This is a genomic window from Streptomyces sp. NPDC050759, assembly GCF_044456945.1.
GTDB lineage: Bacteria > Actinomycetota > Actinomycetes > Streptomycetales > Streptomycetaceae > Streptomyces.
In genome coordinates, this window is the sequence record NZ_JBITGI010000003.1 from 722,298 (window position 1) to 746,955 (window position 24,658).

Sequence of the window (24,658 nt, forward strand, 5' to 3'; positions counted from 1 at the left end):
GGGCCAGACCCGGCGCGAAATCGTTCGTTGCCTCCAACGCTATGAGGGCCGGGAGGTCTTCCACCTGGTCGGACGGCGCGGGCAGCGGTCACCACTGGATCGTCCCTGGGACCGACGGCGGCGCCTCCCGTGCCGTGACCGTCTCGCGTGCCGACGCCCGGACGTCGGGGTGTGCGTGCCGGCGCAGGGTGCGGAGCCGGCCTCGCCACGGCTCCGTCCACCGAGAGCGGGTACCGCCGGAGACGGTGAGCCTGATGGCGAACAGTCCCTGGGCCAGGCCCGGTTCCGCACCCAGTGTGCGGGCGGACTCCCACCACGCGTCTGGCGCGGGGCCGCTGATCGCGCTGAGCCGCGAGCTGAGCCCTTCGGCGATGTCCCGGGCGAGCAGCGGACGTCCTTCGCAGTCGGCAGCCAATCGGCGCAGGCCCGACGACAGCGCGGTGGCGTCCTTGTCCAGTTCGAGGGCGTACAGCCGGAGTTCGGCGACGGGGCGCGCGAAATCCTCGCGCCCGGCGGCGGTGTCGGCGGCGCGCAGCAGCACGTCCGCCGTCGGCCGGCCCCCGCCCCGGTAGCGATGGTGGAGCAGGAGGTGGTGCAGCAGGCTCGCGGCCCGCTGCCGGGCCGGCCGGTCGCGTTCGGGCTCGGCGTCGGGCTGGTCCGCGTCTCCTGTGGCTTCCAGCATCGCCCGCAGGGCCCGAAGGTACGGGCCGTCGTCATCCGCCGCGAGCTCCACCAGCTCCTGCCCGGCCATCGCCCACATCGCCCGATCGGCAAGGTCCGTGGCGGCGGCCACCAGCATCTCGGCGATCTCCGGCTGCCACGGTGCCCATTCCGCCAGTGGTGGGAACAGCGCCGCAGCCGTTTCCGGTTCGAGCGGCTGGCAGGCGAGCAGCAGCAGCCGTGCGTACCTGGCCCGATGCTCCTCGTCCACCTCGGCCACGGCCGCCCGTGCCAGCTCCTGGCGGAGCTCCGTGCGTCCCTGCGCGGCCGACTCCAGCATGGGCCAACTGGCCGGCTCCGCCAGCATCCCCTGGGCAAACGCGACGCACACCGACTGCACGTCGTGGTGCTGCCCGGGCAGCTCGAACGCTTCCCGCAGCAGCGGCGCCGCCTGCGCCGGGGGCAGCATCGTCGCCGCGAGGCGCACCGCCTCCTTGCGACTGGTGACCTTCACCGTCCGCGGGTCCTTCGGCGTGAGCAGCCTGCGGAGCTCCGTGGCGAGCCGCGACGGCGCGACGTACTGCGCGGCCCGCGTCGCCGCGTAGACCGCGACCCGGGCGCGGTCGCCGCCCGCGTGCTCCAGCAGCAGCGGCAGCACCTCGTCGGGGCGGTCGGTCCACGGCAGTGCGCCGAGGGCCGCCTCCGCCAGCGGGACGTTCGACGATCCCGTGTAGCGGCGGACGACTTCCAGGCCCGCCTCCGGGATCACTGCCGCCGCCGAGAGAGCCTGGACGCGCACATGCACCGGCTGCCCCGCGTCGCCCGCCGTGCGCGCGAGCAGCTCCGCCGCCGCCCGCTGCTGGCGCGGCACCCAGCGGTGGGCCCGGTAGGTGGGTGGCGTCCAGTGGCTGCGGGCGGTCAGGAAGCGGCCGTATGGTGGGGTGTCCGCCAGCACCGGGTCGAGCAGGTCCGTACGCCGCCCCGTCAGGACTCTCAGAACGGACGGCAGGACGGCGGCGGACGGCTCCAGCCGCACGATCCGCTCCACCCGCTCGTCGCGCCCCTTCGGCTGCTCCAGCCAGAGGTCGACGGCGGTGCGGACGGACGCGTCGTTTCCGAACTGGACGGCCTGCCACAGGTACTCCTGGAGTTCGGCCATCCCCCACGCGCGCCGCCCGAGTGCTCGTACGAGTGCGAAGACGAGCGAGTAGTCGGCCTTGTCGGTGGCGGCCTCCAGCCACGGCCGTAGCGCCGCCAGCACCTCGTACTCCTGGCCGCGCCGCAGAACGATGTCGAGGCGGCCGACGTTCACGCCGCCGGTGTGGCCGGACAGCCGGGTGAGGGTGTCGAGGGCCCAGCCGATGAGCCGCGTGCCACCCGTGACGGCGTGCTCGCGCAGTACGGACAGGGCGAGCGTGCTGAGCGCGTGACGGGTGCTCCAGGAGGAGTCGCGGGCTTCGACGGCGTCGAGGGCGATTCGTCCGAGGTCCTCGGCGGCGTCCTCCGCGAACAGCGAAGGGCGCACCTCTGCCAGTGCGGAGAGGGCGGCGCTGCGGACCGGGTCCTGCTCATTGCGCAGCCGCAGCAGCGCACGCAGCAACCGGCTCACTTCCTGTGGGTCGCGGGAGCGTGCTGCGTTGCGGACGAGCAGTGGGTACGCCGTGGCGCGGTCGTCCGCGGCGGAGCGGCGGACGGCGGTGAGGAGGTCGTCACGGACCTCGTCCGGCGGCAGATAGGCGGCTGCCGTCAGTATCTGCGTCCAGTGCGCGCCCCTGCCGCGGGCCAGCGTCGCTGTCCGCCGAGCCTCGGCAGTGCGCCGTTCGTACGGCAGTACGTCGAGCAGGGCGGGGCTGAGGTCCGCGTGGGCGAGGTCCTTGCCCTCCATCGCCGCGTCGAACAGGGCGCCGCGGCGGGAGGGCGGCAGGCAGGCCAACAGCCGGGCGAGAGCGGCTGCGTTGTCGTTCCAGGCGCGGGCGAGGTCGGTGAGTTCCGCCGGGGCGTGGCGGACGAGGCGGCGCAGCACGGCGGGTTCGAGGTGGCCGCTGTTCAGCCGGGACCGCAGTTTCGGGCGTAGCAGCAGCCGCACCGTGCGGCCGGGATCCGCCTCGACCAGGAGGTGCAGCTTGCGGTCCACGGGCATCGGCAGCGTCTCGTAGCGCTCGACCACAGCCAGTACGCCGAGCGGATCCCGTTCGGCGAGGAGCGCGAGCGCGTCCGCGTGGGACGCCAGCCAGCCGTCCCGTACGACGGCGGGGAGGGTGTCGAGCTGCCGCTCCATCTCGGCGAGCAGCAGAGCGGGATGGCGGGCGGCGAGCAGCCGGTAGGAGCTCAGTCCGCGGAACAGGCGGGGCAGCAGCCGGGCGGCGGTCTTCGCCGTGCAGGCGGTGAGCAGTTCCGCGGCGGCCTCGGCGCCCCATCGCCGGTACGTCGGCTCGACCAGCGCCTCGGCGAGGTCCGTACGCCCCGCCACGGCGATGGCGTGCACGAGCTGCTGCCGTACGGCGGCGGGTGCGTCCTCGATGGCCTCGATCACGGTGGCGTCCGTGAGCCGCCCCTGCCGCAGCGCCCTGATCGCGGGGGCGCGGACGAGGCGGTCGGGGTCCGCGAGGCAGCCCTCCAGATACGCGTCGTGGCGCCCCATGTCCGCCACGGTGGCGGCGAGCCGCCGCCCGTGGACGCCGTGGGCGGCGAGCCCCGTCACAAGCTCGTCGACCGCCCCCATTGCCGCGGCGCGCCGGGCAGCGGAGGCCAGCTCACGCATGCGGTGCGGGTAGGAGAGCCGGTCGACGGCTGTGAGCAGGTGTTCGGCACGCTGGGACATGAGGGCGATTCTGCCTGGCGGGCGGGGATGGCGCCCTCGGATTTCGGCGGGGCGGGGGTCGTGGTGCGGCAGGCTGTGTGGCTGTCTGTGCGGGCTGTGTGGCGGTCTATGCAGGGGCTCGGTCAGCAACTCCGCCAGCCGGTCGTGTGCCAACGTGCGGCTTTCCGGGGACGGATGTCGTCGTGGCGGGCGCCAGACAGTCCGCGCAGGAGATCGCGGCGCTGCTGTGCGAAGCTGGCGTCAAGGTCCGACTGCACACCTGTGCAAGAGAGTTGGTGTTGAGAGGCGGTCCCGCCCCGCCGCACTGGCAGCCGGACGCACCGCTGGGCCGCTCCTGGGCGCTGTCGCAAGTCACCGGCCCCGCCTCACGACAGCCTCTATGAGCGGGGTCCTGGCTGTAGCTGTCCGACCGAGTGGAAGACCTTCCGGGCCGCGTAGCGCTTGAGGCAAGGGAGGATTTCGCGACGGGACTTGTCCTCCGTGACCGGCGCTCGTAATAGTCCGGAGCGCGTGGGGTCGACGGCCCCGCACGAGCGATCACCATCACCATCCGCGGAACATCCCCGCGGGGCCGCAGCGGCTGATCAAAACTACGGTCGACGTGCACGGGCACCTTCCCCCTGGGACCACCGCGAGACGATCCGGCGACCAACTGATCGGCCCGCCTCCACGTCCACGTCAGACGAGAAGTCGCATCCGGGAGACGCAACTCGCCCACAGATGCCAGCGCTGACTCCCATCGTCACCGGGCGGTCGCTCACCGAGGCTCACCCATGCCGGGCGGGAGCGGAAGCGGTTCAAAGCGACAGCTCGGTCGTGGAATCGGGAACGGGACATCCGAGAGACCATGACATCGCCGGGCAAGAAGGGCACTATGGTCGTGTCCCCGGCATGCTGTGGCTCGCCGGCATCGTGGTCGTACTGGGGCTGAGTTCCCTCGTGAGGGCGCAGGGCATGCTCGGCGGCCGGATCCTCTTCGCCCACCTGCTGGTCGTGGCGGTCGTGGTTCTGCTGCTGCGTCTCAGCCTCAGGGAGTCGGCCGAATGGACGGCCGCGGGCAGGGCCGCCGACGCGCGTCCCACAGCGGTCTCGGAAACCGCCGAGTTCAGCGGCGTCAGTGATCTCTTCCGGGCACCGACCGTCTACGCCCTGCTCGCCACCGGCCTCTACTACGCGACCTGGAACCTCGGTGCGAACACCCTCGGCCAGTTCGGCACCTTCATGTGGACCGCGCTCGCCAAGGGAGAGGTCGCTCAGTTCTCTCAGTTGACCCTTCTCGGACTACCGACAGGCTTCCTCGCCGGCCTGGTGTTCATGCGGGTCGTCGAGCGGCCCGCCAGGCATGCCTGGTTCGCCGCCGGCACCGCCCTCCTCGTCATCGCCTGGGCGCTACCCGCGATGCTCGGCCCCAGCAAGTTCACGCTGGTCGCTGTCATGCTCATCTCTGGCCTCGGCAACTCCTTCGCCGGCGAGTCCATCTACAAGGTCTGGTCGCAGGAACTGTTCCCCACCCTGCTGCGGGCCACCGCCCAGGGCGTGACGATGGCTTTCACCCGAGCCGTCGCCGGACTGGCCGCGCTGGGCACGCCGGCCTTCGCCCTGGGCCACACCCGGCTGTTCTTCGGCCTTCTTTTCGCCCTGATGCTGGTCGCAGCCCTCATCGGCCTGGCCTGGGTGCCGCGCCTGGCCAAGGTTCTGTCGACCGATGAGGCGATGGCACCGACCGCGCCCGCACTCGCCACACCCCGGAAGACGGCCGCGTGATCCACCACCCGCCATTACCAGGCGGCCCTGCCGCTTCCAGCGGTCGAAGTCGTTCAGCGTCTGGAACTGCACGACGTCCGGGACAAGGGCGTCGGTGGCGAACTGGTTGTCGACACGCACGTCGTGGTCCTTGCTGTAGTCGACGATCAGTGTCAGGTCGATGTCCGGGAAGCGGTCCCTGAAGGCGGCCTTGGTGCCGTCCCGCTGCGTCGGCGTGTCACCCCCGGCGTAGACGACGAGCTTCCCGCCTTCCGCGAGAGCGGCTCGGTTGAGCTCGGCCGGCGACCTGGTCTCCTCACGTCCTGCCGAGCGCGCTGACGTGGGGGAGGAGGCCGGGAGCGAGAGGTGCCGAAGGCCGCCGTGCCGAGGGCGGCAGCGGCGCCGATGGTGAGGACACGTCGCCTGCTGGGGAATCTGGGCATGCGAGGGAACGTCTCTGCAGGGGGTGGCGTGAAGGCCCCGGCGCGCCACGAGCGGTGATCATTCTGGTACGGCCCGCGTCGATGTCGCGTCCTCCGCACGGAGCGATGAGGTCCAGAAGATGTGGAAGTGGTGTACAGCCAAACGGTTGAACGCCACTTCGCCGTCCAAGCATGGGCGGCCTAATCCGGAGGAGGTGCCGTGGTGCGGCGCGGCACCAGCGTGGGCGAGAGTTTGACTTGCACCGATGTCTTCTGACGATCGGCGATCCGTTCGAGGAGGAGGCGCGCCGCGTTCCCGCCGATGTCGTGCCCTGCCTGGTCGACGCTCGTCAGCGAGATGGGGCCGAAGGAGGCGAAGGTCGTGTTGTCGTAGCCGGCCACCGAGATGTCACCGGGAACGGACAGCCCGGCTTCGGCCACGCCCTCCAGTACCCCCATGGCGACGATGTCCGCACCGGCGAAGACGGCCGTGGGCCGTCGCGGCCGAACCAGCAGCTGCCTGGCACCCTCGTAGCCGCCCTGCTGGGTGTATGTGGTCGAGACGACATCGATCTCCTCCGCGAGGCCGACGGCCCGCATGGCGCGCCGATAGCCGTCCGCGCGCTGGGCGTTGGGCATCTCCGCGATGCGTGTCGGGTCGGTTTCGTGGTGCTCGATGTGGGCGATCCGGCTGTGGCCGAGCTCGACGAGGTGAGCGACGAGCATGGCCGCGCCTGCCACGTCGTCGTCCGTCACGGTGTCGTACACCGGGGAGTGCCCGTGCCGGCCGACGACCACGGTCGGAACGGCGGAGGCGATGCGTTCGAGATGGGCGCGCGGTGAGATGGGGGCGATCAGGATGAGCCCGTCCATCCCACGGTCGATCATGGCCTCTGTGACCCGCGCCTCCTCCTTCTCGCCGTTGCACCCCGGACCCAGGAATACCTGGTAGTCCGTGTCCGCGAGCCGCCCGGTGATCCCGTCGAGGATCTCGGGGAAGAAGGGGTTGCGGATGTCGGGCAGCATCACGCCGATGGTGTACGTCTGTCCGCGCAGGCCCCGAGCGCCCGCATGCGGCCGGTAGCCGAGCTCGTCGATTGCCCGGCGCACCTTCGCGCGCATCTCGGGGCTGGCGCCGTAGGCATTGCGCAGCACCTTGGACACAGCGGTCGTGGACACCTGGGCGTGACGCGCGACGTCGACGATCGTGACGCGGCGCTGTGGTGCTGGCGGCTCCATCCGGGCGCCCTCCGGTAGTGGGGAACGTTGCCGCAGAGTGTACGGACCAAGGCACGGATCAGTAGGGCGATGTCTCAGGTCGAGCTGCACTCATCGTCATAACAGAAGTGCAGCTTGCGCGGCATCTTGACGTCACGCAGGACGCTCTCTATGGTCTGGCAGCACCCTTTGGGAAACGTTACCCACAGACAGGGATCGGGTCTGCCGCCCCCGTACCCCGACCACATCACCACGTCATGACAGCCGACAGGCCGCCGTACGGCGTCAAGTAGACCGAAGCTTCGACAGCGCGTGTTGAATCGTTTCAAGGAAGAGGTCCGCCTGTGACCCTCGCCCCGCACGAGCAACTTCCGGACCACGACCGCATGACCCGCACGACGCCGGTGGCCAAGGGGCACCGTCCGCGCAACAACCCGCCCTGGTGGTTCGCGCTGCCCGCACTGCTGCTGTTCGCCTTCGTCGTCCTGGTGCCGAGCGTGCGCGGTGTGTACTACGCCTTCACCGACTGGAACGGCCTCGACCCCGCCTTCTCCTTCGTCGGCCTGGACAACTTCGCCGACATGTTCAGCGACGCCGACGCCAAGCAGGCCATCTGGCACACCCTGCTGATCGCCGTGTCGATCACGATCATCCAGAACGCGCTGGGCCTGGCGCTGGCTCTCGGAGTCAACGCGGCCATCAAGTCCCGCAACGTACTGCGGGTGTTCCTGTTCGCCCCGGCCGTGATCACCCCGATCGTGACCGCCTACCTGTGGCGGAACCTGCTCGGCCCGGACGGGGCCGTCAACAGCCTGCTGGGCGCCGTGGGACTGGATGGCTGGCAACAGGACTGGCTGGGCAGCCCGAGCCTCGCCCTGTGGTCCGTGGTCGCGGTCATCGTGTGGCAGTTCGCGGGCTACTCCATGGTCATTTTCCTGGCCGGCCTGCAGTCGGTGCCGAAGGAGATCCATGAGGCCGCGGCCATCGACGGAGCCGGACCCGCCCGGCGCTTCTGGTCGGTGACCCGACCGTTGCTGGCACCCGCGTTCACCGTCAACCTGATGCTGTCGATCATCGGCGGCATCAAACTCTTCGACCAGGTCTACGCGCTGACGGGCGGCGGGCCCGGGCATGCGACCGACACCATCTCGACGCTGATCTACAAAGACGCCTTCACGCTGGGCGAGTTCGGATACAGCATCGCCCTCGCGGTGGTTCTCACGATCATCGTCGCAGTCGTCTCCAGCGGTCAGTACCTGCTGCTGTCCCGCAACGAGAGGGCCGTGTCATGAACCGCTACCGTCCCCGCACGCTCGCCCTCGAACTGGCGATGATCGCCGCCGCGCTCTTCGTGGGTTTCCCCGTGTACGTCCTGGTCAACCTCGCGGTGCGGCCGACATCGGACACCTCCTCGCCCATCAGACCGACCTCCTCCCCGACCCTGGACAACTTCACCCAGGCATGGCAGCAGGGCGCGCTGGGCGGGGCGTTGGCCAACAGCCTGCTGGTGACGGTCTGCAGCGTCGCCGTCGTGCTCGCCGTTTCGTCGCTCGCCGCATATCCGCTGGCCCGCGTCACGGCACGCTGGTCGCGCGGCACGTATCTGCTGGTCCTGCTGGGCCTGATCCTGCCCTTCCAACTCGCCTCACTGCCGCTCTACCAGACCATGCGCGACATGGGGCTGCTCGGCACTCCTTGGGCCCTGGTCCTCTTCTACTCCGGTCTGCAGGTGCCGTTCACCGTCTTCCTCTACGTCGGTTTCCTGCGCGCCCTGCCCCGGGACTTCGAGGACGCCGCCCTGATCGACGGCTGCACCCCTCTGCAGGGCTTCCGGCACGTGGTGCTGCCGATGCTCAAGCCGGTCACCGTGACGGCCCTGGTGCTCAACACCGTCGCCGTCTGGAACGACTTCTTCACCCCGCTGCTGTACCTCAGCGGCAGCGCCCAGCAGACCATGCCGGTCGCGATCGCCGGCTTCGTCGGCCAGTACGTCACCGACTGGAACCTCATCTTCGCCGCGCTGGTGATCAGCATCCTGCCCGTCCTGCTCATCTACTTCCTGTTGCAGCGCAGCATCATCAACGGCTTCGCGGGAGGGCTGCGGGGATGACACACGACACCCGCCCGAGACCGACGGCCGTAGCCCCTTCCTCGAGGGAGACATCTTGACTTCCTCTCCCGCCTAAAGGCGGGGGGTTCCAGCGGTCGCCCGCTGGGGTTCCTGTTTCACCGACGACCGCCCCGTCCGGGAGGACTCCCGTTGAGGTCTTACACCGTCTCCACAGGCAGACACCGCCAGCCCGGCGGCCAGGATGTTGCGCGCCGCGTTCACGTCGCGGTCATGCACGGTGCCGCAGTCGCAGGTCCATTCGCGGAGGTTCAGCGGCAGTTTCCCGCGGACCGTGCCGCAGTTCCCGCACAGCTTGCTGCTGGGGAAGAAGCGGTCGATCACGACGAGTTCGCGCCCGTACCAGGCGCACTTGTACTCCAGCATGGAGCGCAGTTCCGTCCAGGCTGCGTCGGAGATGGCCCGCGCGAGCGTGCCGTTCTTCAGCAGGTTGCGGACACTCAGGTCCTCGATCACGACCGTTTGGTTCTCACGGACGAGTCGAGTCGACAGCTTGTGCAGGAAGTCGTGGCGCCGGTCGGCGATCCGCGCATGCACACGGGCGACCTTGCGGCGGGCTTTCTCGCGGTTCGCCGAGCCCTTCGCCTTGCGCGACAGCTCCCGCTGCGCTCGGGCCAGCCGCGCGCGATCCCGCCTCTCATGTTTCGGGTTGGCGATCTTCTCGCCGGTGGACAGTGTCACGAGGGAGGTGATCCCGGCATCCGGGCCGACGGCCGCTGTGGTGGCGGGGGCCGGGGCGATGGTGTCCTGGCACAGCAGGGACACGAACCAGCGCCCCGCCACGTCCCGGGACACGGTCACCGTCGTGGGCTCGGCACCTTCCGGCAGGGGACGCGACCAGCGGATGTCCAGGGGCTCCGTCATCTTGGCCAGAGTCAGATGTCCGTCGCGCCAGGTGAAGGCGCTGCGGGTGTACTCGGCCGACGCGCGCGACTTCTTCCGGGACTTGTAGCGCGGGTACTTCGCACGCTGGGCGAAGAAGTTCCCGAACGCCGTCTGCAGATGACGCAGCGCCTGCTGCAGCGGGACCGAGGACACCTCCGCCAGGAAGGCCAGGTCCTCGCTCTTCTTCCACTGCGTCAGCGCGGCCGAGGACTGCACGTCGGAGATGCGGCGCTGCTCGCCGTACCAGGCCCGGGTGCGCTCCTCCAGCGCCATGTTGCAGACGAGGCGGACGCAGCCGAACGTGCGCGACAGCTCAGCCGCCTGCACGCCGGTGGGGTAAAAGCGGTACTTGAACGCCCGCTTGACCTACTGCGTCACACCTCACACCGTATCAACCCGTATGCGAACGGCGGGTGTCGGCTGGACGGCGCACGGCGGTCCGCCCTGGCGGCGAACCCGCTTCCCCTGCCCTGCTCCGCAGGAGCTTCGTTTCTCCCCCGCAAGCGGGAGGTACCCCCACCCCGGCCTAAAGGCCGGGGTATCCACAAAGGACAGACCCGATGAAGACACGCACACCAGCGGTCCTGCTGGCCGCCGTGACAGCCACGGCACTCCTCGCCGCATGCAGCGGCGGAACCAAAGCGGGTGAGTCCGGCGGTGGTGGTTCCAAGACCCTGACGCTCGCCTCGGTCGACCAGGGCTCCATAGAGGACGTGGTCAAGGCGTTCGAGAAGGCCAACCCCGGTGTCAAGGTCCGCTACACCACCAGCGGCGCCGACCAGTACCAGCAGCAGATCCGCACCCAGCTCTCCTCCGGCACCGCACCCGATGTGATGTCCGTCTGGCCCGGCAACGGCAACCCGGCCGCCACGGTCGTCCTGGCCAAGCCCGGCTATCTGCGCGACCTCTCGGACCAGGCGTGGGCCGCCAAGATGCCCGACGCGATCAAGACCGTCGCCCAGTACGAGGGGAAGACGTACAACGCGATCTTCGGGCAGAACGGCATCGGCGCGGTCTACAACGAGCAGGCCATGGAGAAGGCGGGCCTCACCCCACCGGACACCTGGACGAAGCTGCTGGCCTTCTGCCGGGACGCGAAGGCCAAGGGCACTCCCGCCTTCGCCCTCGGCAACCAGGACAACTGGGTGACGCAACTGGCCCTGTACGCGATGGTCGCCACGACCGTCTACGGCGATGACCGCGACTTCGACAAGAAGATGCAGGCCGGTAAGGCCACCTTCGCGAAGTCGCAGTGGACCACCGCTCTGGACAAGTACATGACGATGGACAAGACCGGCTGCTTCCAGAAGAACCCGCTGGGCACGAACTACGAGGCAAGTCAGCAGCTCGCGGCAACCGGCAAGACGCTCGGCATCATCCAGGGCAACTGGGTGATCGCCCTGCTCAAGGGGAAGAACCCGCAGGGGACGTTCACCTTCAAGGCGCTGCCGGCCACTGACGACCCGTCGGCGACGCTCATTCCGGCTGCGGCGGGCGCCGGTTACGGAGTGAACGCCAAGACGAAGAACGAGGATCTTGCGCTGAAGTTCGTGAACTTCGTGATGTCGCCCGAGGGCATGACCCTGTTCGTCAAGAAGCAGGGCGGCCTGCCCGCACTCTCCGACACGGGCTATGCGGTCGACCCGTCCCTGACCGAACTCTCGACGTTCATCCAGGCGGACCGCACGGTGCCGTTCATGGACCAGCTGTGGCCCAACGCCAAGGTCCAGCAGACCATGCTCAGCGGGCTCCAGGAGATCTTCAGCGGCCAGTCCACGCCCGACAAGCTCCTCGGCGAGATGGACGCCGACTACAAAGCCGGAAGTTGAGCATCGCGCCGTCGGCCGCCCGCGGTGGCCGACGGCGTCTTCCGGCACGGCATCGAAACGTTCACATGGACGGAGGTTCTGGCATGCCCGAAATACCCAGCTTCGAGCTGAGCCGTAGACAGGTGGTCGGCACCATGGCCGTCTCCGCAGCAGGACTGGCCGGGCTCCCCGTGCAGGCGGCCCACGCCGATGAGGAGGGCGACCGACACGGAGCGCGGGTCACCGGCCTCGCCGTCGACGGTCGCGAAGATGGGCCTCTCGGTGTCGACGACCCTGCCCCGCGGCTGAGTTGGCGGGTTGTCGGCGCCGGTGCCGGGTGGACGCAGTCCGCCTACCAGGTCCGCGCGGCGCGCACGGAGAGGGATCTCGACCGGGGCCGGCTGCTGTGGGACAGCGGCAAGGTCCGCTCTTCGGCCCAGACCGATGTGGCCTGGCGAGGCCCCGCGCCGGCCTCGCGCGACCGGGTGGTCTGGCAGGTACGGGTCTGGAGCATCGACGGCGACACGACACCGTGGAGCCGGTCCGCCGCCTGGGAGATGGGGCTCCTCAAGCGCTCGGACTGGGGCGAGGCCCGCTGGATCGAGTACCCGGGCCGCGGCGTCGACCAGCCGCTGCCCGTGTTCGCCCGCGCCTTTCGCACCGGCGGAGGGGTCGCCAGGGCGAGGCTGTACCTGTCAGGCGTCGGACTGCACGTGGCCCGGCTCAACGACAGGCCGGTCACCGACGAGGTCCTCGCCCCTGGCAATTCCAACTACCAGCTCTCCACCGAGTACCGGGTCTACGACGTCACACGCCTCGTCCGCTCCGGCGACAACACCCTGGGCGTCGAACTGGGCCACGGCACGGCGCTGGTGACCCGTTCCGTCACGAATCCCGGCACCGGCCGCACCGCCCCGTACAGCTGGTGGCAGAGCCAGTTCAAGGGCAACGGCACCCTGACCGCGGCGGCCCAACCGGGCGCCACCACGGTCCAGGTGAGCAGCGTGGCCAACTACCACGTCGGCGGCACCGTCAACATCGACACCGGCGACGGCGGCAAGCGCCTGGAGTCGTGCACCATCACCGCGATCGGCAGCGCCGACATCAGCTTCCAACCCGGGCTCGGCTCGGCGCACGAGAGCGGGGTCACCGTCACCGCCTCCGGCAACTCCCTCGCGAGCACCGACCCGAGCGCGGGCGCCGCCGTCACGCCGCGTCTGATCGCCCGCCTGGAACTCACCAAGGCCGACGGGACGGTCCAGACCGTCGTCAGCGACGGCTCGTGGCGGACGGCCCTCGGCCCGACCACCACGGCCAACTGGTACTCCGGCTCCGACTACGACGCCCGCCGCGAGCAGCCCGCCTGGACCGCTCCCGGCGCGGACCTCGGCGCGACGGCCAAGCGGCGCGACGGCACGCCCATGGGCTGGACCGACGCCGGAATCGCCCCACCGCCCAACCTGACCACCGAACTGGTCTGGCGGGTGGCCGAACCGCTCAAGGTCGCCGACCGGCTCCGTCCGGTCGGCGTCACCCAGCCCCAACCTGGCGTCTGGGTCTTCGACTTCGGGCAGAACTTCGCCGGCTGGCCGCTGCTCCAGCTCGACGGCCCGCTCCCGGCCGGGGCGACCGTCAAGCTGCAGCCCGCCGAGTCGCTCAACGCCGACGGCACCGTCAACCAGGCGTCCATCATGGGCGGCGGCCCCGCCCGGGGCACCGCCGTGTTCGCCACCTACACGACGTACGGCGACGAGCGCGGCGAGCGCTGGCACCCACAGTTCCATTACTTCGGCATGCAGTGGCTCCAGGTGACCGGCCTGCCCGAGGGCTACGTACCGACCCCGGACACGGTGACCGGCCTGCAGATCCACGCGGACGTGCCGGAGGCCGGCTCCGTGCGCACCTCAGACGACCGGATCAACCGCATTCACCGCATGGCCCGTTACTCGATCATGAGCAACACCATGTCCACCTTCACGGACTGCCCCGGCCGCGAGAAGCTCGCCTACCCCGCCGATTACGTCCAGCCCTTCGGCTCCATCCACCGCACCTTCGGATACGCGGCCTACCTGCGCACCATGCAACGGCACTTGGCGGAGGGCCAGTCCAAGGCCGGCGACAACATCGGCAACGTGGCTCTCAAGGCCCCGGTCTACGACTGGGGCTACACCGGCCGGTTCGGCGACGAGATCAACTGGGGCAACGGCATCATCCTCGTGCCGTGGCTGGCGTACGAGACATACGGCGACACCCAGACGATGAGCCGCTACTACCCGCAGATGCAGGCCTTCCTGAACTACATCAGGACCAAGAAGGCCAGCACGGGAGCGGACGCCTACATCGTGAACGCCGCGCTGGCCGACTGGATCGCCAGCGAGAACACCTCGGGCCGCATCACCGGAACCTGGGGCTACCACCAGATCGCCGACCGCATGGCCCGGATGGCGGCGCTGATGGGGCGCGACGCCGACGCCTCCGAGTACCGCAACCTGGCCTCCAACATCAAGGACGCCTTCAACGACACCTTCTACCACCCGGAGCTCGGCCGCTACACCGCCGAGGGGAGCACCGGAGCGACCCAGGCCGCGCAGGCGCTCGCGCTCGACGAGGGCCTGGTACCCGACGGCGAACGCGGCAGGGTGCTCGACGCACTCGTCGAACTCGTCTACGCTCACCGGCCGTTCGGTGGAGGGCCGCACTTCAGCGGCGGCACCATCGGCCTCGCCCCGATCGTCCGAGCCCTGCACCAAGGCGGTCGCGACGATGTCCTGTGGGACGTCCTCCAGGAGGACACCCGTCCCAGCTACGGCTACTTGATGGCTCCCACAACCGCCAATCCGGGCGGCCTGACGACGGTTCCCGAGCAGTGGGACATGGGCAACTCCGAGAACCACATGATCCTGCTCCAGATCGAGGAGTGGTTCCACAGCGGCCTGGTCGGTATCCGCCGGGCGCCCGGCAGGGCCGGTTACCGCGAGCTCGTGATCGACCCTCGTCAGGTCGGCGGACTCACCCATGTCGAGGGCGGCTACCGCACTCCGCACGGGCTGGTGTCCGCGGAGTGGACCCGTAAGGACGGCAGGTTCCGGCTGGACGTCGAGATCCCGCCCAACACCACGGCGGAGGTCCGGGTGCCCACCGGCGGACGTCCGGCCCGAGTGGTTGGCGACGGCGCGGAGTTCCGTGGCGTGCGAGGCGACCGTGCCACCTACGCCGTGTCCTCGGGACGGTACACGTTCACGGCCCGCGAATCCGAGAGGAAGACGGTGTGAGCCATGAAGCGCACGCTCCAGACGGCGGCGACGACCGAACGGGAGTCCGACGTCGTACCGTGCTCGCCGCAACGGTCGGCGCCGTGTCGGTAGGGGCCGGCGCCATGGGAGGCGGAACGAGTGCGGCGGCGCAGGCGCCGCGTCACGCGGAGGGCGGCGCGGTGCTGGGGCTGACCGTGGAACACCGCACCGATCCGCTGGGTGTGGACGCCGCCCGGCCGCGTTTCGGCTGGCGCATGCGGTCCGTCGGCCGGGGGCGAAGCCAGGGCGCGTACCAGATCCTGGTCGCCGGCTCGCCGGACAAGCTCACCACAGCCCGTGCCGACGTCTGGAACAGCGGCCGCGTCAGCTCGTCCGACTCGGTGGCCGTCCGCTACACGGGCAAGGCCCTGCGGCCTTCAACCCGCTACCACTGGAGCGTCACCGTGTGGGACACCGAGGGCCGCCCGGTCGGCACCGCACCCCCCGCCTCCTTCGAGACCGGCCTGATGACCACCGACGGCGTCGCCGGATGGGACGGCGCACAGTGGATCGGGATGAAGGGAAAGCCCCCCGACTCGCCCGGCGCCCCCATGCTGCGGACCGAAGCAGCCCTGAGGAGCCGTTCCCGGGTCCGCGAGGCACGCCTGTACGTCTCCGCCCTCGGCGTCTACAACGCGTACGTCAACGGACGCCACGTCACCGTTCCGCAGGACGGCGGCAGCACGATCGAACTGCTGCCCCCGGGCTGGACCAACTACGACGTGCGCGTCAACTACATGGCCTACGACGTCACGGACCTGGTGACCCGGGAGCGAGCCGTCACACTCGCCGCCGTCCTCGGCAACGGCTGGTACAACAGCCGTGCCTCCGACGGCAGCACCTACTACTCCAGCGACGGCAACGCCCTGGCCCTCAAGGCCAAGTTGCTGATCCGGTACGCCGACGGCTCGTCGCAGACCGTCGTCACCGAGCCGGACGGAAGCTGGAAGGCCACGGATACCGGCCCCTACCGGGCCGACGACATCTACGACGGCCAGACCTTTGACGCCCGCAAGGAGCTGCCGGGCTGGACGGCGTCCGGCTTCGACGTCTCCGCCTGGTCGGACGTGACACGAGTCGCCGTGGAGGAGAAGTACCCGGACGTGCAGCTCCTCGCCTACCCAGGCGAGACCGCGCGTTTCATGCCCCGCTGGGACCGCCGACCGCAGTCGATCACCGTCGCCAGCGGCGTGACCGGACAAGACGGCAGCCCCAACGGCAGGGGTCGCATCGTCGTGGACCCGGCCCGGACGGTGACCGACCCCGTGAAGGCGGCCTCCGCCTCGGTCACGATCGGCACCGGTGAGACCGCCGTCTTCGACCTCGGCCAGAACATGGTCGGCGTGGCCCGCTACAGCCTGCGCGGACCGGCCGGAGCCAAGGTCGAGTTCCGGTTCGGCGAGATGCTCAACGACGACAGCGCCGGCGCGGACGGCCCCGAGGGCTCCGTCTACCGGGCCAACCTCCGCAGCGCCAAGGCCACCAGCACGTACATCCTCAAGGGCGACCGGCGCGGGGAGACTCATCAGGACTCCCTGACCTTCTACGGCTTCCGGTACGTGTCCGTCACCGCCACGCAGACCGTCACCATCACCGGCCTGACCGGAAAGGTCGCCACCTCCGCGATCCGCGAGACCGGCACCGTCACCACCAACGATCCCGACATCAACCAGTTGGCGAGCAACATCCGTTGGGGCCAGCGCGGCAACTACCTCTGGGTGCCCACCGACTGCCCCCAGCGCGACGAACGCCTCGGCTGGACCGGCGACACTCAGGTCTTCGCCACCACCGCCCTCTACAACGCGGACGCCGGTGCCTTCCTGAGCCACTTCCAGGACACCGTCGTCGACTCCGCCCTCATCTACGGCGCGGACAAAGCGCAGTTCACCGGGGTCGCACCCGGCGGACGGTACAACTTTCCCGGCGGGGGCAGCGGTTGGGCGGATGCCGGCGTCATCGTGCCGTGGACCGTGTGGCAGATGACCGGCGACGCGACCATCGTCGACGACAGCTGGCCGGCGATGACCCGCTACCTGGACTGGATCCAGGACCAGACCGGCGACACCTACGCCGGACAGGGCTCCCTCACCGGCGACTGGCTGGGGTTGCAGAAGACCAGCGCCCAGCTCATGAGCGATGTCTACTACGGCTATGTCGCCCGGTTGATGGCGCAGATGGCCCGCGCGACCGGCCGGACGGCGGAAAGAGAAGCGTACGAGCGGCTCTTCGGGCGCATCAGACAGGCATTCATCACCAAGTACCTGAGCACCGAGGGCGGCGGGGCCACGGTCAAGTCCAGCCTGGGCGACGCCTCCCCGATCGAACCGGGTTCCGACCCCAACCAGAAGACGGAGGACAACAGTCAGACAGCACTGCTGTGGGTCCTCAAGCTCGGGTTCTACGAGACCGAGGCTCAACGCCGCGCGCTGGTAGGGCACTTGGCGGACAACATCGGCAATGACGCGGCCTACAAGGCGGCGCACCCGAACAGCAGCCGGGTCCGGTACGCCGAGAACACCCTGTCCGTCGGCTTCCTCGGCGTGAACGTCCTCGCGCCCGTACTCACCGACGAGGGCCGCCCGGATCTGGCGTACCAGCTGTTGCACCAGGATGCGATGCCGTCCTGGCTCTTTTCCGTCAAGAACGGTGCCACCACCGTCTGGGAGCGCTGGAACTCCTACGCCGAGGACGTCGGCTTCGGCCCGGTCGGTATGAACTCGTTCAACCACTACGCCTATGGCGCGATCATGGAGTGGATGTACGCCTACATGGCCGGCATCGCTCGCGACCCGGACAGCCCCGGCTTCAAGCGCTTCCTGCTCCAACCCCACATCGACCCGACCGGCCGGATCACCCAGGTGTCGGGCTTGTACGAGTCGCCGTACGGCGTGATCAAGAGCGAATGGAAGCTGGAGGACGGCGGCAGGGAGCTTGTGTACGACGTGGACGTGCCCGCGAACAGCGAGGCCGTACTGCGACTTCCGGCGGCGTCGGCCGAGTCCGTCCGCGAGGGACGGACACCGCTGGCACGAGCGGAGGGCGTGCGCTTCATGGACCACACCGACGGCGAGTACGTCTGTCGGCTGACGTCCGGTCGGTACCACATCACCACCACGCTCCGGTGAAGGGCTGCCCCTGAGAGGGCGTCAAGTCCCCTCCCGCCACGTGTGAGACGAGGTCCAGCGCCACGAGGTGAAAGGGAGCAAGACACGTTTACGGAAGTCCGGAGCGCAATCGCTGCGCTCTTTGAAGAGGGAGGTCTGATGGTCGACTCGGAAATGAACCGCAGAGCGATGATCGGCAGTTCGCTGTCCATCATGGCCGCGATGAGCATGCCCTTCCCAGCACATGCGCGGTCCGCCGGGAGCACGGTCGTGGCACCGACCCGCTACGGCAGGGTCCGCGGGAAGCATGAGGACGGCATCGCCAAGTTCCTCGGCGTGCCCTACGCCACGCCACCGCTCGGCGAACTCCGGTTCAAAGCTCCGAAGCCGCCCACGAGGTGGTCCGGCGTACGCGAAGCGGTGAGCTTCCCCAACCCGGCATTCCAGGTGGCGGGCGGCGAGATGGGGCCAGGCGGCAACGGCCGGATGCCGGCTCCCTCCGAAGACTGCCTCTACCTCAACATCTGGACCCCGGCCGCCGACCGCAGGCGACGGCCGGTGATGTTCTACAACCACGGCGGCGGCTACATGATCGGTTCCGGCTCAGCCACCGGGCAGGACGGGACCCATCTGGCGCAGCTCTATGACGTGGTGGTGGTCGAGTCCAATCACCGGCTTGGGTTGCTGGGCTACCTGTTCCTGGGCGATCTCGCCGACGGTGACTACGCGGCCAACCAGGGAATGCTGGACATTCTCGCCGCGCTGCGCTGGACCAGGGAGAACATCGAGAACTTCGGCGGCGACCCCGACAACATCATGGTCTGGGGTGAGAGTGGCGGCGGGGCCAAGACCGCGGCCGTCCACACCATGCCGGCCGCCTCGCGGCTGTTCCACAAGGCCTCGATCGAAAGCGCCGCGCCACTGCGCTTCCCCACCCGCTACGGTGCCACCGCCCGGGCCAGACGCACGCTGGAGTTACTGGGACTGACCACGGCGGACATTCCCCGGCTCCACGACATCCCGGCCGCGAGACTACTGGAGATCCAGCAGTCCGAAGCCGCGAACGGCGCTCCGCCGTGGGGCGACCCCGGCCCGCTCCCCGGCTTCGGCGCCTTCGTCGACGGCACCGTCATCCCGCGCCACCCCTTCGCCGACGGCCCCGCGCCCTTCTCGGCCGACAAGCCGCTGATGTGCGGAACCTGCCGCGACGAAACGGTGTTCTTCAGTCTTTTCGGGCCGCCCGACATCTTCAGCATCGATGAGGCCGGACTGCGCAGCAGGCTCAGTGGCACCTATCAGGGCGCCGAGCTCGACGAGATCATCCGGACCTTCCGGGTGTCGCGGCCCGGCGCGACGCCGGCACAGCTCTACTTCGCGATCACCACCTCGCCCATCTGGCGCGACGCAATCAAGATCGCGGAGGTAAAAAGGGCGCAGCACGCCGCGCCCGTGTTCATGTATCAGCTCGCCTACCCCAGCCCGACCCTGGTGCCCGGCACCGATTTCCCCATCGGCTCACCGCACGCGTCGGACATCAACCTCAAGTTCGCCAACACCGACAAGAATCTCGACTACATCCTCAACAAGGATCAGTCGCCGGGGCGGCTGGCAACCGCACAACACATGAGCGAACTGTGGGCCGGCTTCGCTCACACGGGCCGCCCCACGGCGGCGGGCGTGCCGAGATGGCCCGCCTACACCCTGACCGACCGTGCCACGATGTGGCTCGACGCCAGGTGCCGGGTCGTCAACGACCCGGACCGGAGCGAAAGACTGTTCTGGGAGAACCAGGCCTGAGCTCGGCGTCCGGCGTCGCCGGTCACTCGGCCTGCTGAGCTCCCTGGAAACCCGGGGGCGCGTAACACGGCCGTTCTTCAACATGATCCAGCGCGGGACCCCGGGCGTTCACGCCCGGGAGGAAGCGCTTCTTGACACTGCTCTGACCCGCACGGGTCTGCGCTCACCGGCGTCCCACTCGGCTGACCGCTGCCCGGCACCATGGTCGGAGCTGGTCGCGTCGGTTGCCGACCGCTCCCGGGAGGGGAGAGGGGCACGCCGTCGGACAGATGACACTCAGGGCGCGCCGACCAGCTACATGGGACGATCGGCTCGGTGGATGGTGGCTTCGGCACGCGAGGAGACCGCAGTGCGCGTTCCAGTCATCGGTGATCGACGCATCCCTGCCGGGTACCTCGACACCGAGGCAACGGTGTGCGGCCCATGCCTCGGGACGGGGCGCGGCGTTGACTGATCGGAAACCCGAGGGTTCCGGCGCGGCGAGGACACTGCGTTCGGCGCGGTTCGTCGCCGCGGGCAGCGTCGTCCGGCCGGCGCGCCGCGGTGGTCCATGTCCGCGGCCCGGGGCGGGTGTGAGCTGTGGGGCGTGAATTGTTGCTCGGTGTCGACGCGGGACACACCGTGACCAAGGCCGTGCTGTTCGACGCCACCGGCCGAGCGGTGGCGCGGGGCAGCGGCACTCTGCCGCTGGAAACCCCTCGGCCTCACTGGGTCGAGCGGGACATGGACGAGGTGTGGCGGACGGCGTTCCAGGCCATCGCCGCCTGTCTCGCCGAAGCGGGACCGGACGCGGGGCGGGCCGTCGCCGCGGTGGGACTGGCCGGGCACGGCGACGGCCTGTACGCCGTCGACGAGCGGGGTCGGCCGGCCCGGGCCGGGATCGTGGCAATGGACACGCGCGCGGAACCGGTGCTGGAGGAGTGGCGGGGCACTCCGGTCTGGTCCCGCGCCCTTGAGCTGTCGGGCACGGTGCCCTTCGCGGGTTCCCCGGCCGCCCTGCTGGCCTGGCTCGCCCGCCACGAGCCGGGAGTGCTTCGGCAGGCCCGTTGGATGCTGTCCTGCAAGGACTGGCTGCGCCTGAGACTGACAGGCGCGGTGGCCACCGATCCCACGGACGCCAGTGCCTCCTTCACCGACATGCGGCGCGGCGGATACTCGCCGGAGCTGCTCGACCTGTACGGCCTCGGCGCGCTCGCCGGCCTGCTGCCGCCCGTGCTGCCCTGTGACGCGGTGAGCGGAACCGTCACCCCCGAGGCAGCGGCGCTCACCGGGCTCACCGCCGGCACGCCCGTCGTCACGGGCGCCCATGACGTCGATGCCGCCGCGCTCGGGATCGGCGGCACGACCCCGGGCGAACTCTCCCTGATCGCCGGGTCGTTCAGCATCAACCAGGTGGTCAGCGAGCGCCCGGTCGTCGATCCGCGCTGGCAGGTCCGTCACTTCGTCCGACCGGGCCAGTGGATGACCATGTCCACCTCACCCGCGTCGGTGGCGAACCTGGAGTGGTTCCTGAGGGTCACCGGCGCACCGACCGACCAGCGGTACGGCATCCACGAGGCGATCGGCCGAGAGGTCGAGGCGTGCCTGGACGGCCCGTCGCAGGTGTTGTTCCACCCGTTCGTCTACGGCTCTCCGCACCCGCATCCCGCGTCCGGGACGTTCCTCGGCCTTCGCGGTTGGCACGGCCGCGGCCACCTGCTGCGGGCCCTGATGGAGGGCGTGGTCCTCAATCACCGCTGGCACGTCGACGCGCTCTGCTCGAAGCTGCCGGTCACCGCGGCGGCGGCCCGGCTGACCGGCGGCGCCGCCCACAGCGCGGTGTGGAGCCAGATGTTCGCCGACGCCCTGCGGCGGCCGGTCGTGGTGACCGACGTGCAGGAGAGCGCCGCCCGGGGAGCGGCCCTGCTCGCCGCCACCGCCGTCGGAATGCTCGACGACGTGACGGACCTGCGCGCCACCCCCGCCGTACTCAGGCGCCACGAACCCCGCCCCGACCGGGTCGCCGTACTCGACGAGGCGTATGCGGTGTACCGGGAGGCGACGGAGGCTCTCGGCCCGGTCTGGGCCCGACTGGACGCGCCCGAGGCTCCGGAGTGAGTGCTGGACGGGCTGGCGACATGAGGGATCGACGGGCATCCAGGCGCTGCCGCTACAGGGGGGTCGGCGCGCCGTCGTAGCGGTACGGCGGCTGGGCTCCCGCGCGGGTGCAGGTGTCGGCCGCGATGTCCACGGCGTACGACAGCAACCGGGCAAGCTCGCCGCCGGCGAGGTGGTCGACGCCTTCGCGGCTGAGTCGGCCGGTGTGGTGCAGATGGGCGAGCACTCCGGCGGTGAAGGCATCGCCCGCTCCCACCGTGTCGACGACCCGGACAGCCGGGGCCGGCACATGGACGCGGGCGTCGCGGCCGATGGCCCAGGCGCCCTGGGAGCCGAACGTGATCAGGACGAGTCCCGCCCCTGACGCGAGCCAGCGTTCGGCCACCGCCTCGTACGACTCACCGGGGTGGAGCCAGGCCACGTCCTCGTCGCTCGCCTTCACCACGTCGGCGAGCGCCACCCACTCGGCGAATCGCCGGAGACAGGCGGCGCGGTCGGTGACCAGGCCCGGCCGCACGTTGGGGTCGAGAGAGACCAGCCGCCGGCCCGCCTCGCGGCGAATCAGTCCGTCGAGCGTGGAGGCCAGGGGGTCGAGCAGCAGACCCAGCGACCCGAGGTGCAGAGCCGTCCGCGCGGGCAGCGCGCCGCCGTCCGGGAGAGCAGTGAGGTGTTCAGGGAGCAGGCCGCGGTCGGCGGTGCCGTTCGCGTGGAAGGAGTAGGCGGCCGACCCGTCCTCGCGCAGCTGCACGGCGGCGAGAGTGGTGGGGTCGGACGCGGGCAGCACATGGGTGAGCCGGGTGCCGGATGCCGCGAGGTGTGCGCGCAGGAGATCGCCGAAGTGGTCGTCGGAGATGCGCGCGAGCAGTGCCGTGGGGACTCGGAGCCGGCCGAGACCGGCGGCGACGTTGAGGCAGGAGCCGCCCGGGCGTGGCTGGAAGGCCGTGGCGCCATCGGCCGTGCGGGCGGGAGTGAGGTCCACCAGCGGCTCTCCGGCGACGACGACGGCAGGGTGGTCTGCGAGTTCCGGTCTGGCGCTCATGTGGGTTCCTCGGGGACGGCGGCGGCAAGGTCGAGAGCTTGGGCTGGGCTGTCGAGCTGGACTGTTCGGTGGACTCCGGTAGCCCCGTGGAGACCGCTTGACGATAAGTCCGAAGAGATTTTCTCGCAAGATGTGTTAACAACGGCGCAGTCTCCTGATAATAATTCGGCCAACGAAACGCGCCCGACTCCCCAAGGACGCATCCCCACCCCCCGCTCGACCCGCCGCGCCTCAGTCGAGGTCCCGGCGAACCTGTACGAGAGGTCCCCCGTCACATGGCATCGACCAGATACGCCCTCATAGCCGGCGCCGCCGCCACCGCCCTGCTCGCCACCGCCTGCTCCGGAGCCGGAGCCGGCGGGTCCTCGGGCGGAGGGAAGAGCATCAACGTCCTGATGGTCGGCAACCCGCAGATGGAGGACATCGCGAAGCTGACCAAGAGCACCTTCACGAAGGACACCGGCATCAAGGTGAACTTCACGGTCCTTCCCGAGAACGAGCTGCGCGACAAGGTCACCCAGGACATCGCCACCCAGGCCGGCCAGTACGACGTCGCCACCATCGGCGCCTACGAGGTGCCCATCTGGGAGAAGAACGGCTGGCTGCACGACTTGGGCTCGTACGCCGACAAGGACAAGACCTTCGACAAGGCCGACCTGCTCAAGCCGATGGTCCAGTCGCTCACCGGCTCGGACGGCAAGCTCTACGCCCTTCCGTTCTACGGCGAGTCCTCGATGCTCATGTACAACAAGGACGTCATGAAGGCGAAGGGCGTCACCGTGCCCGAGCACCCGACCTGGCAGCAGATCGCCGACATCGCGGCCAAGGTCGACGGTGCCGAGCCGGGCATGAAGGGCATCTGCCTGCGCGGTCTGGCCGGCTGGGGCGAGCTGGGGGCTCCGCTGACGTCCATGGTCAACACCTTCGGCGGCACCTGGTTCACCAAGGACTGGAAGGCGCAGGTCAACAGCGGCGGCTTCAAGGAGGCCACGAAGTTCTACGTCGACCTGGTCCGAGAGCACGGTGAGGCCGGCGCCCCGCAGGCCGGGTTCACCGAGTGCCTGAACGCGCTGAGCCAGAAGAAGGTCGCCATGTGGTACGACGCGACCAGCGCGGCCGGCTCACTGGAGGACCCGAGCGCCAGCAAGATCGCCGGACATGTCGGCTACGCCTACGCGCCGACCGTCAAGACGGACAGCAGCGGTTGGCTGTGGGCCTGGTCGTGGGCCATGCCCAAGACCACGAAGAACGCCGACGCCGCCTCGAAGTTCATGCTGTGGGCCTCCAGCAAGAAGTACGAGAACCTCGTCGGCGAGAAGCTCGGCTGGGCGCGTGTCCCGGCCGGCAAGCGGGCCAGCACGTACGAGATCCCTCAGTACAAGAAGGCCGCCGCCTCCTTCGGTGACATCACCCTGAAGTCCATCGAGGGCGCCGACCCGGCGAACCCGGGTGTCCAGCCCCGGCCGACCGTGGGCATCCAGTACGTGGCCATCCCCGAGTTCCAGGACCTGGGCACCAAGGTCACCCAGGAGATCTCCGCCGCCATCGCCGGCAAGACCAGCGTGGACAAGGCGCTCGACGACGGCCAGAAGCTGGCCGAGGACGTCGCCAAGACCTACCAGAAGTGACCTTCAGCGCCCGGC

At 69.8% G+C, this 24,658-nt stretch carries 12 protein-coding genes and 2 pseudogenes; 9 read left to right on the forward strand and 5 right to left on the reverse strand.

Features of this window, described 5'->3' with window-relative positions:
* Window positions 1–88: 88 nt before the first annotated feature.
* Window positions 89–3,481 carry a hypothetical protein gene (locus tag ACIBJB_RS13335; RefSeq protein ID WP_398929753.1) on the reverse strand — a complete coding sequence of 1,131 codons (3,393 nt, stop codon included), beginning with the start codon at window positions 3,479–3,481 and terminating at the stop codon, window positions 89–91.
* An 891-nt stretch (window positions 3,482–4,372) separates the two neighbouring features.
* Between ACIBJB_RS13335 and ACIBJB_RS13340 the strand changes: the two genes are divergently transcribed.
* A complete protein-coding gene (locus ACIBJB_RS13340) occupies window positions 4,373–5,245 on the forward strand; it encodes a hypothetical protein (protein ID WP_398929866.1) in 873 nt (290 codons plus the stop codon).
* 15 nt (window positions 5,246–5,260) lie between these two features.
* On the opposite strand, the pseudogene ACIBJB_RS13345 reads toward ACIBJB_RS13340, so the two are convergent.
* Together ACIBJB_RS13345 and ACIBJB_RS13350 are read right to left on the reverse strand one after the other, a co-directional pair.
* Window positions 5,261–5,667, reverse strand: a pseudogene (locus ACIBJB_RS13345) (ABC transporter substrate-binding protein); the annotation flags it as partial.
* A gap of 180 nt (window positions 5,668–5,847) precedes the next feature.
* The gene (locus ACIBJB_RS13350) at window positions 5,848–6,885 is read right to left on the reverse strand and encodes a LacI family DNA-binding transcriptional regulator (RefSeq protein ID WP_398929755.1); all 1,038 of its coding nucleotides are present in this window, start codon (window positions 6,883–6,885) and stop codon (window positions 5,848–5,850) included.
* A 323-nt stretch (window positions 6,886–7,208) separates the two neighbouring features.
* Between ACIBJB_RS13350 and ACIBJB_RS13355 the strand changes: the two genes are divergently transcribed.
* Window positions 7,209–8,156, forward strand: a complete 948-nt coding sequence (locus tag ACIBJB_RS13355) for a carbohydrate ABC transporter permease (protein WP_398929757.1) — start codon at window positions 7,209–7,211, stop codon at window positions 8,154–8,156.
* The gene (locus ACIBJB_RS13360) at window positions 8,153–8,974 is read left to right on the forward strand and encodes a carbohydrate ABC transporter permease (RefSeq protein WP_398929759.1); all 822 of its coding nucleotides are present in this window, start codon (window positions 8,153–8,155) and stop codon (window positions 8,972–8,974) included. The genes ACIBJB_RS13355 and ACIBJB_RS13360 overlap by 4 nt, the downstream gene beginning before the upstream one ends.
* 72 nt (window positions 8,975–9,046) lie before the next feature.
* On the opposite strand, the pseudogene ACIBJB_RS13365 reads toward ACIBJB_RS13360, so the two are convergent.
* A pseudogene (locus ACIBJB_RS13365) lies at window positions 9,047–10,243 on the reverse strand (RNA-guided endonuclease InsQ/TnpB family protein); the annotation flags it as partial.
* Window positions 10,244–10,437: 194 nt separating this feature from the next.
* Between ACIBJB_RS13365 and ACIBJB_RS13370 the strand changes: the two are divergent.
* The 5 genes from ACIBJB_RS13370 to ACIBJB_RS13390 all read left to right on the forward strand — a co-directional run bounded on the left by ACIBJB_RS13370 (window position 10,438) and on the right by ACIBJB_RS13390 (window position 21,976).
* On the forward strand, window positions 10,438–11,706 hold the full coding sequence (locus tag ACIBJB_RS13370) for an ABC transporter substrate-binding protein (protein ID WP_398929761.1): 1,269 nt from the start codon (window positions 10,438–10,440) through the stop codon (window positions 11,704–11,706).
* Window positions 11,707–11,789: 83 nt separating this feature from the next.
* Window positions 11,790–14,957, forward strand: coding sequence for a family 78 glycoside hydrolase catalytic domain (locus ACIBJB_RS13375; RefSeq protein WP_398929763.1), 3,168 nt, complete (start codon window positions 11,790–11,792; stop codon window positions 14,955–14,957).
* 104 nt (window positions 14,958–15,061) lie between these two features.
* On the forward strand, window positions 15,062–18,103 hold the full coding sequence (locus ACIBJB_RS13380) for a family 78 glycoside hydrolase catalytic domain (RefSeq protein WP_398929765.1): 3,042 nt from the start codon (window positions 15,062–15,064) through the stop codon (window positions 18,101–18,103).
* Window positions 18,104–18,145: 42 nt separating this feature from the next.
* Window positions 18,146–19,879: a carboxylesterase/lipase family protein gene (locus ACIBJB_RS13385; protein WP_398929767.1), complete on the forward strand. Its 1,734-nt coding sequence runs from the start codon at window positions 18,146–18,148 to the stop codon at window positions 19,877–19,879.
* A 579-nt stretch (window positions 19,880–20,458) separates the two neighbouring features.
* Window positions 20,459–21,976, forward strand: coding sequence for an FGGY-family carbohydrate kinase (locus ACIBJB_RS13390; RefSeq protein ID WP_398929769.1), 1,518 nt, complete (start codon window positions 20,459–20,461; stop codon window positions 21,974–21,976).
* A 52-nt stretch (window positions 21,977–22,028) separates the two neighbouring features.
* Here the strand turns inward: ACIBJB_RS13390 and ACIBJB_RS13395 are convergent, their stop codons facing one another.
* Entirely contained in the window at window positions 22,029–23,015 is a 987-nt protein-coding gene (locus ACIBJB_RS13395; protein ID WP_398929771.1) for a carbohydrate kinase, read from the reverse strand.
* A 275-nt stretch (window positions 23,016–23,290) separates the two neighbouring features.
* Here ACIBJB_RS13395 and ACIBJB_RS13400 point away from each other — a divergent pair, with 275 nt between their 5' ends.
* A complete protein-coding gene (locus ACIBJB_RS13400) occupies window positions 23,291–24,643 on the forward strand; it encodes an ABC transporter substrate-binding protein (RefSeq protein ID WP_398929773.1) in 1,353 nt (450 codons plus the stop codon).
* Window positions 24,644–24,658 lie beyond the last annotated feature (15 nt).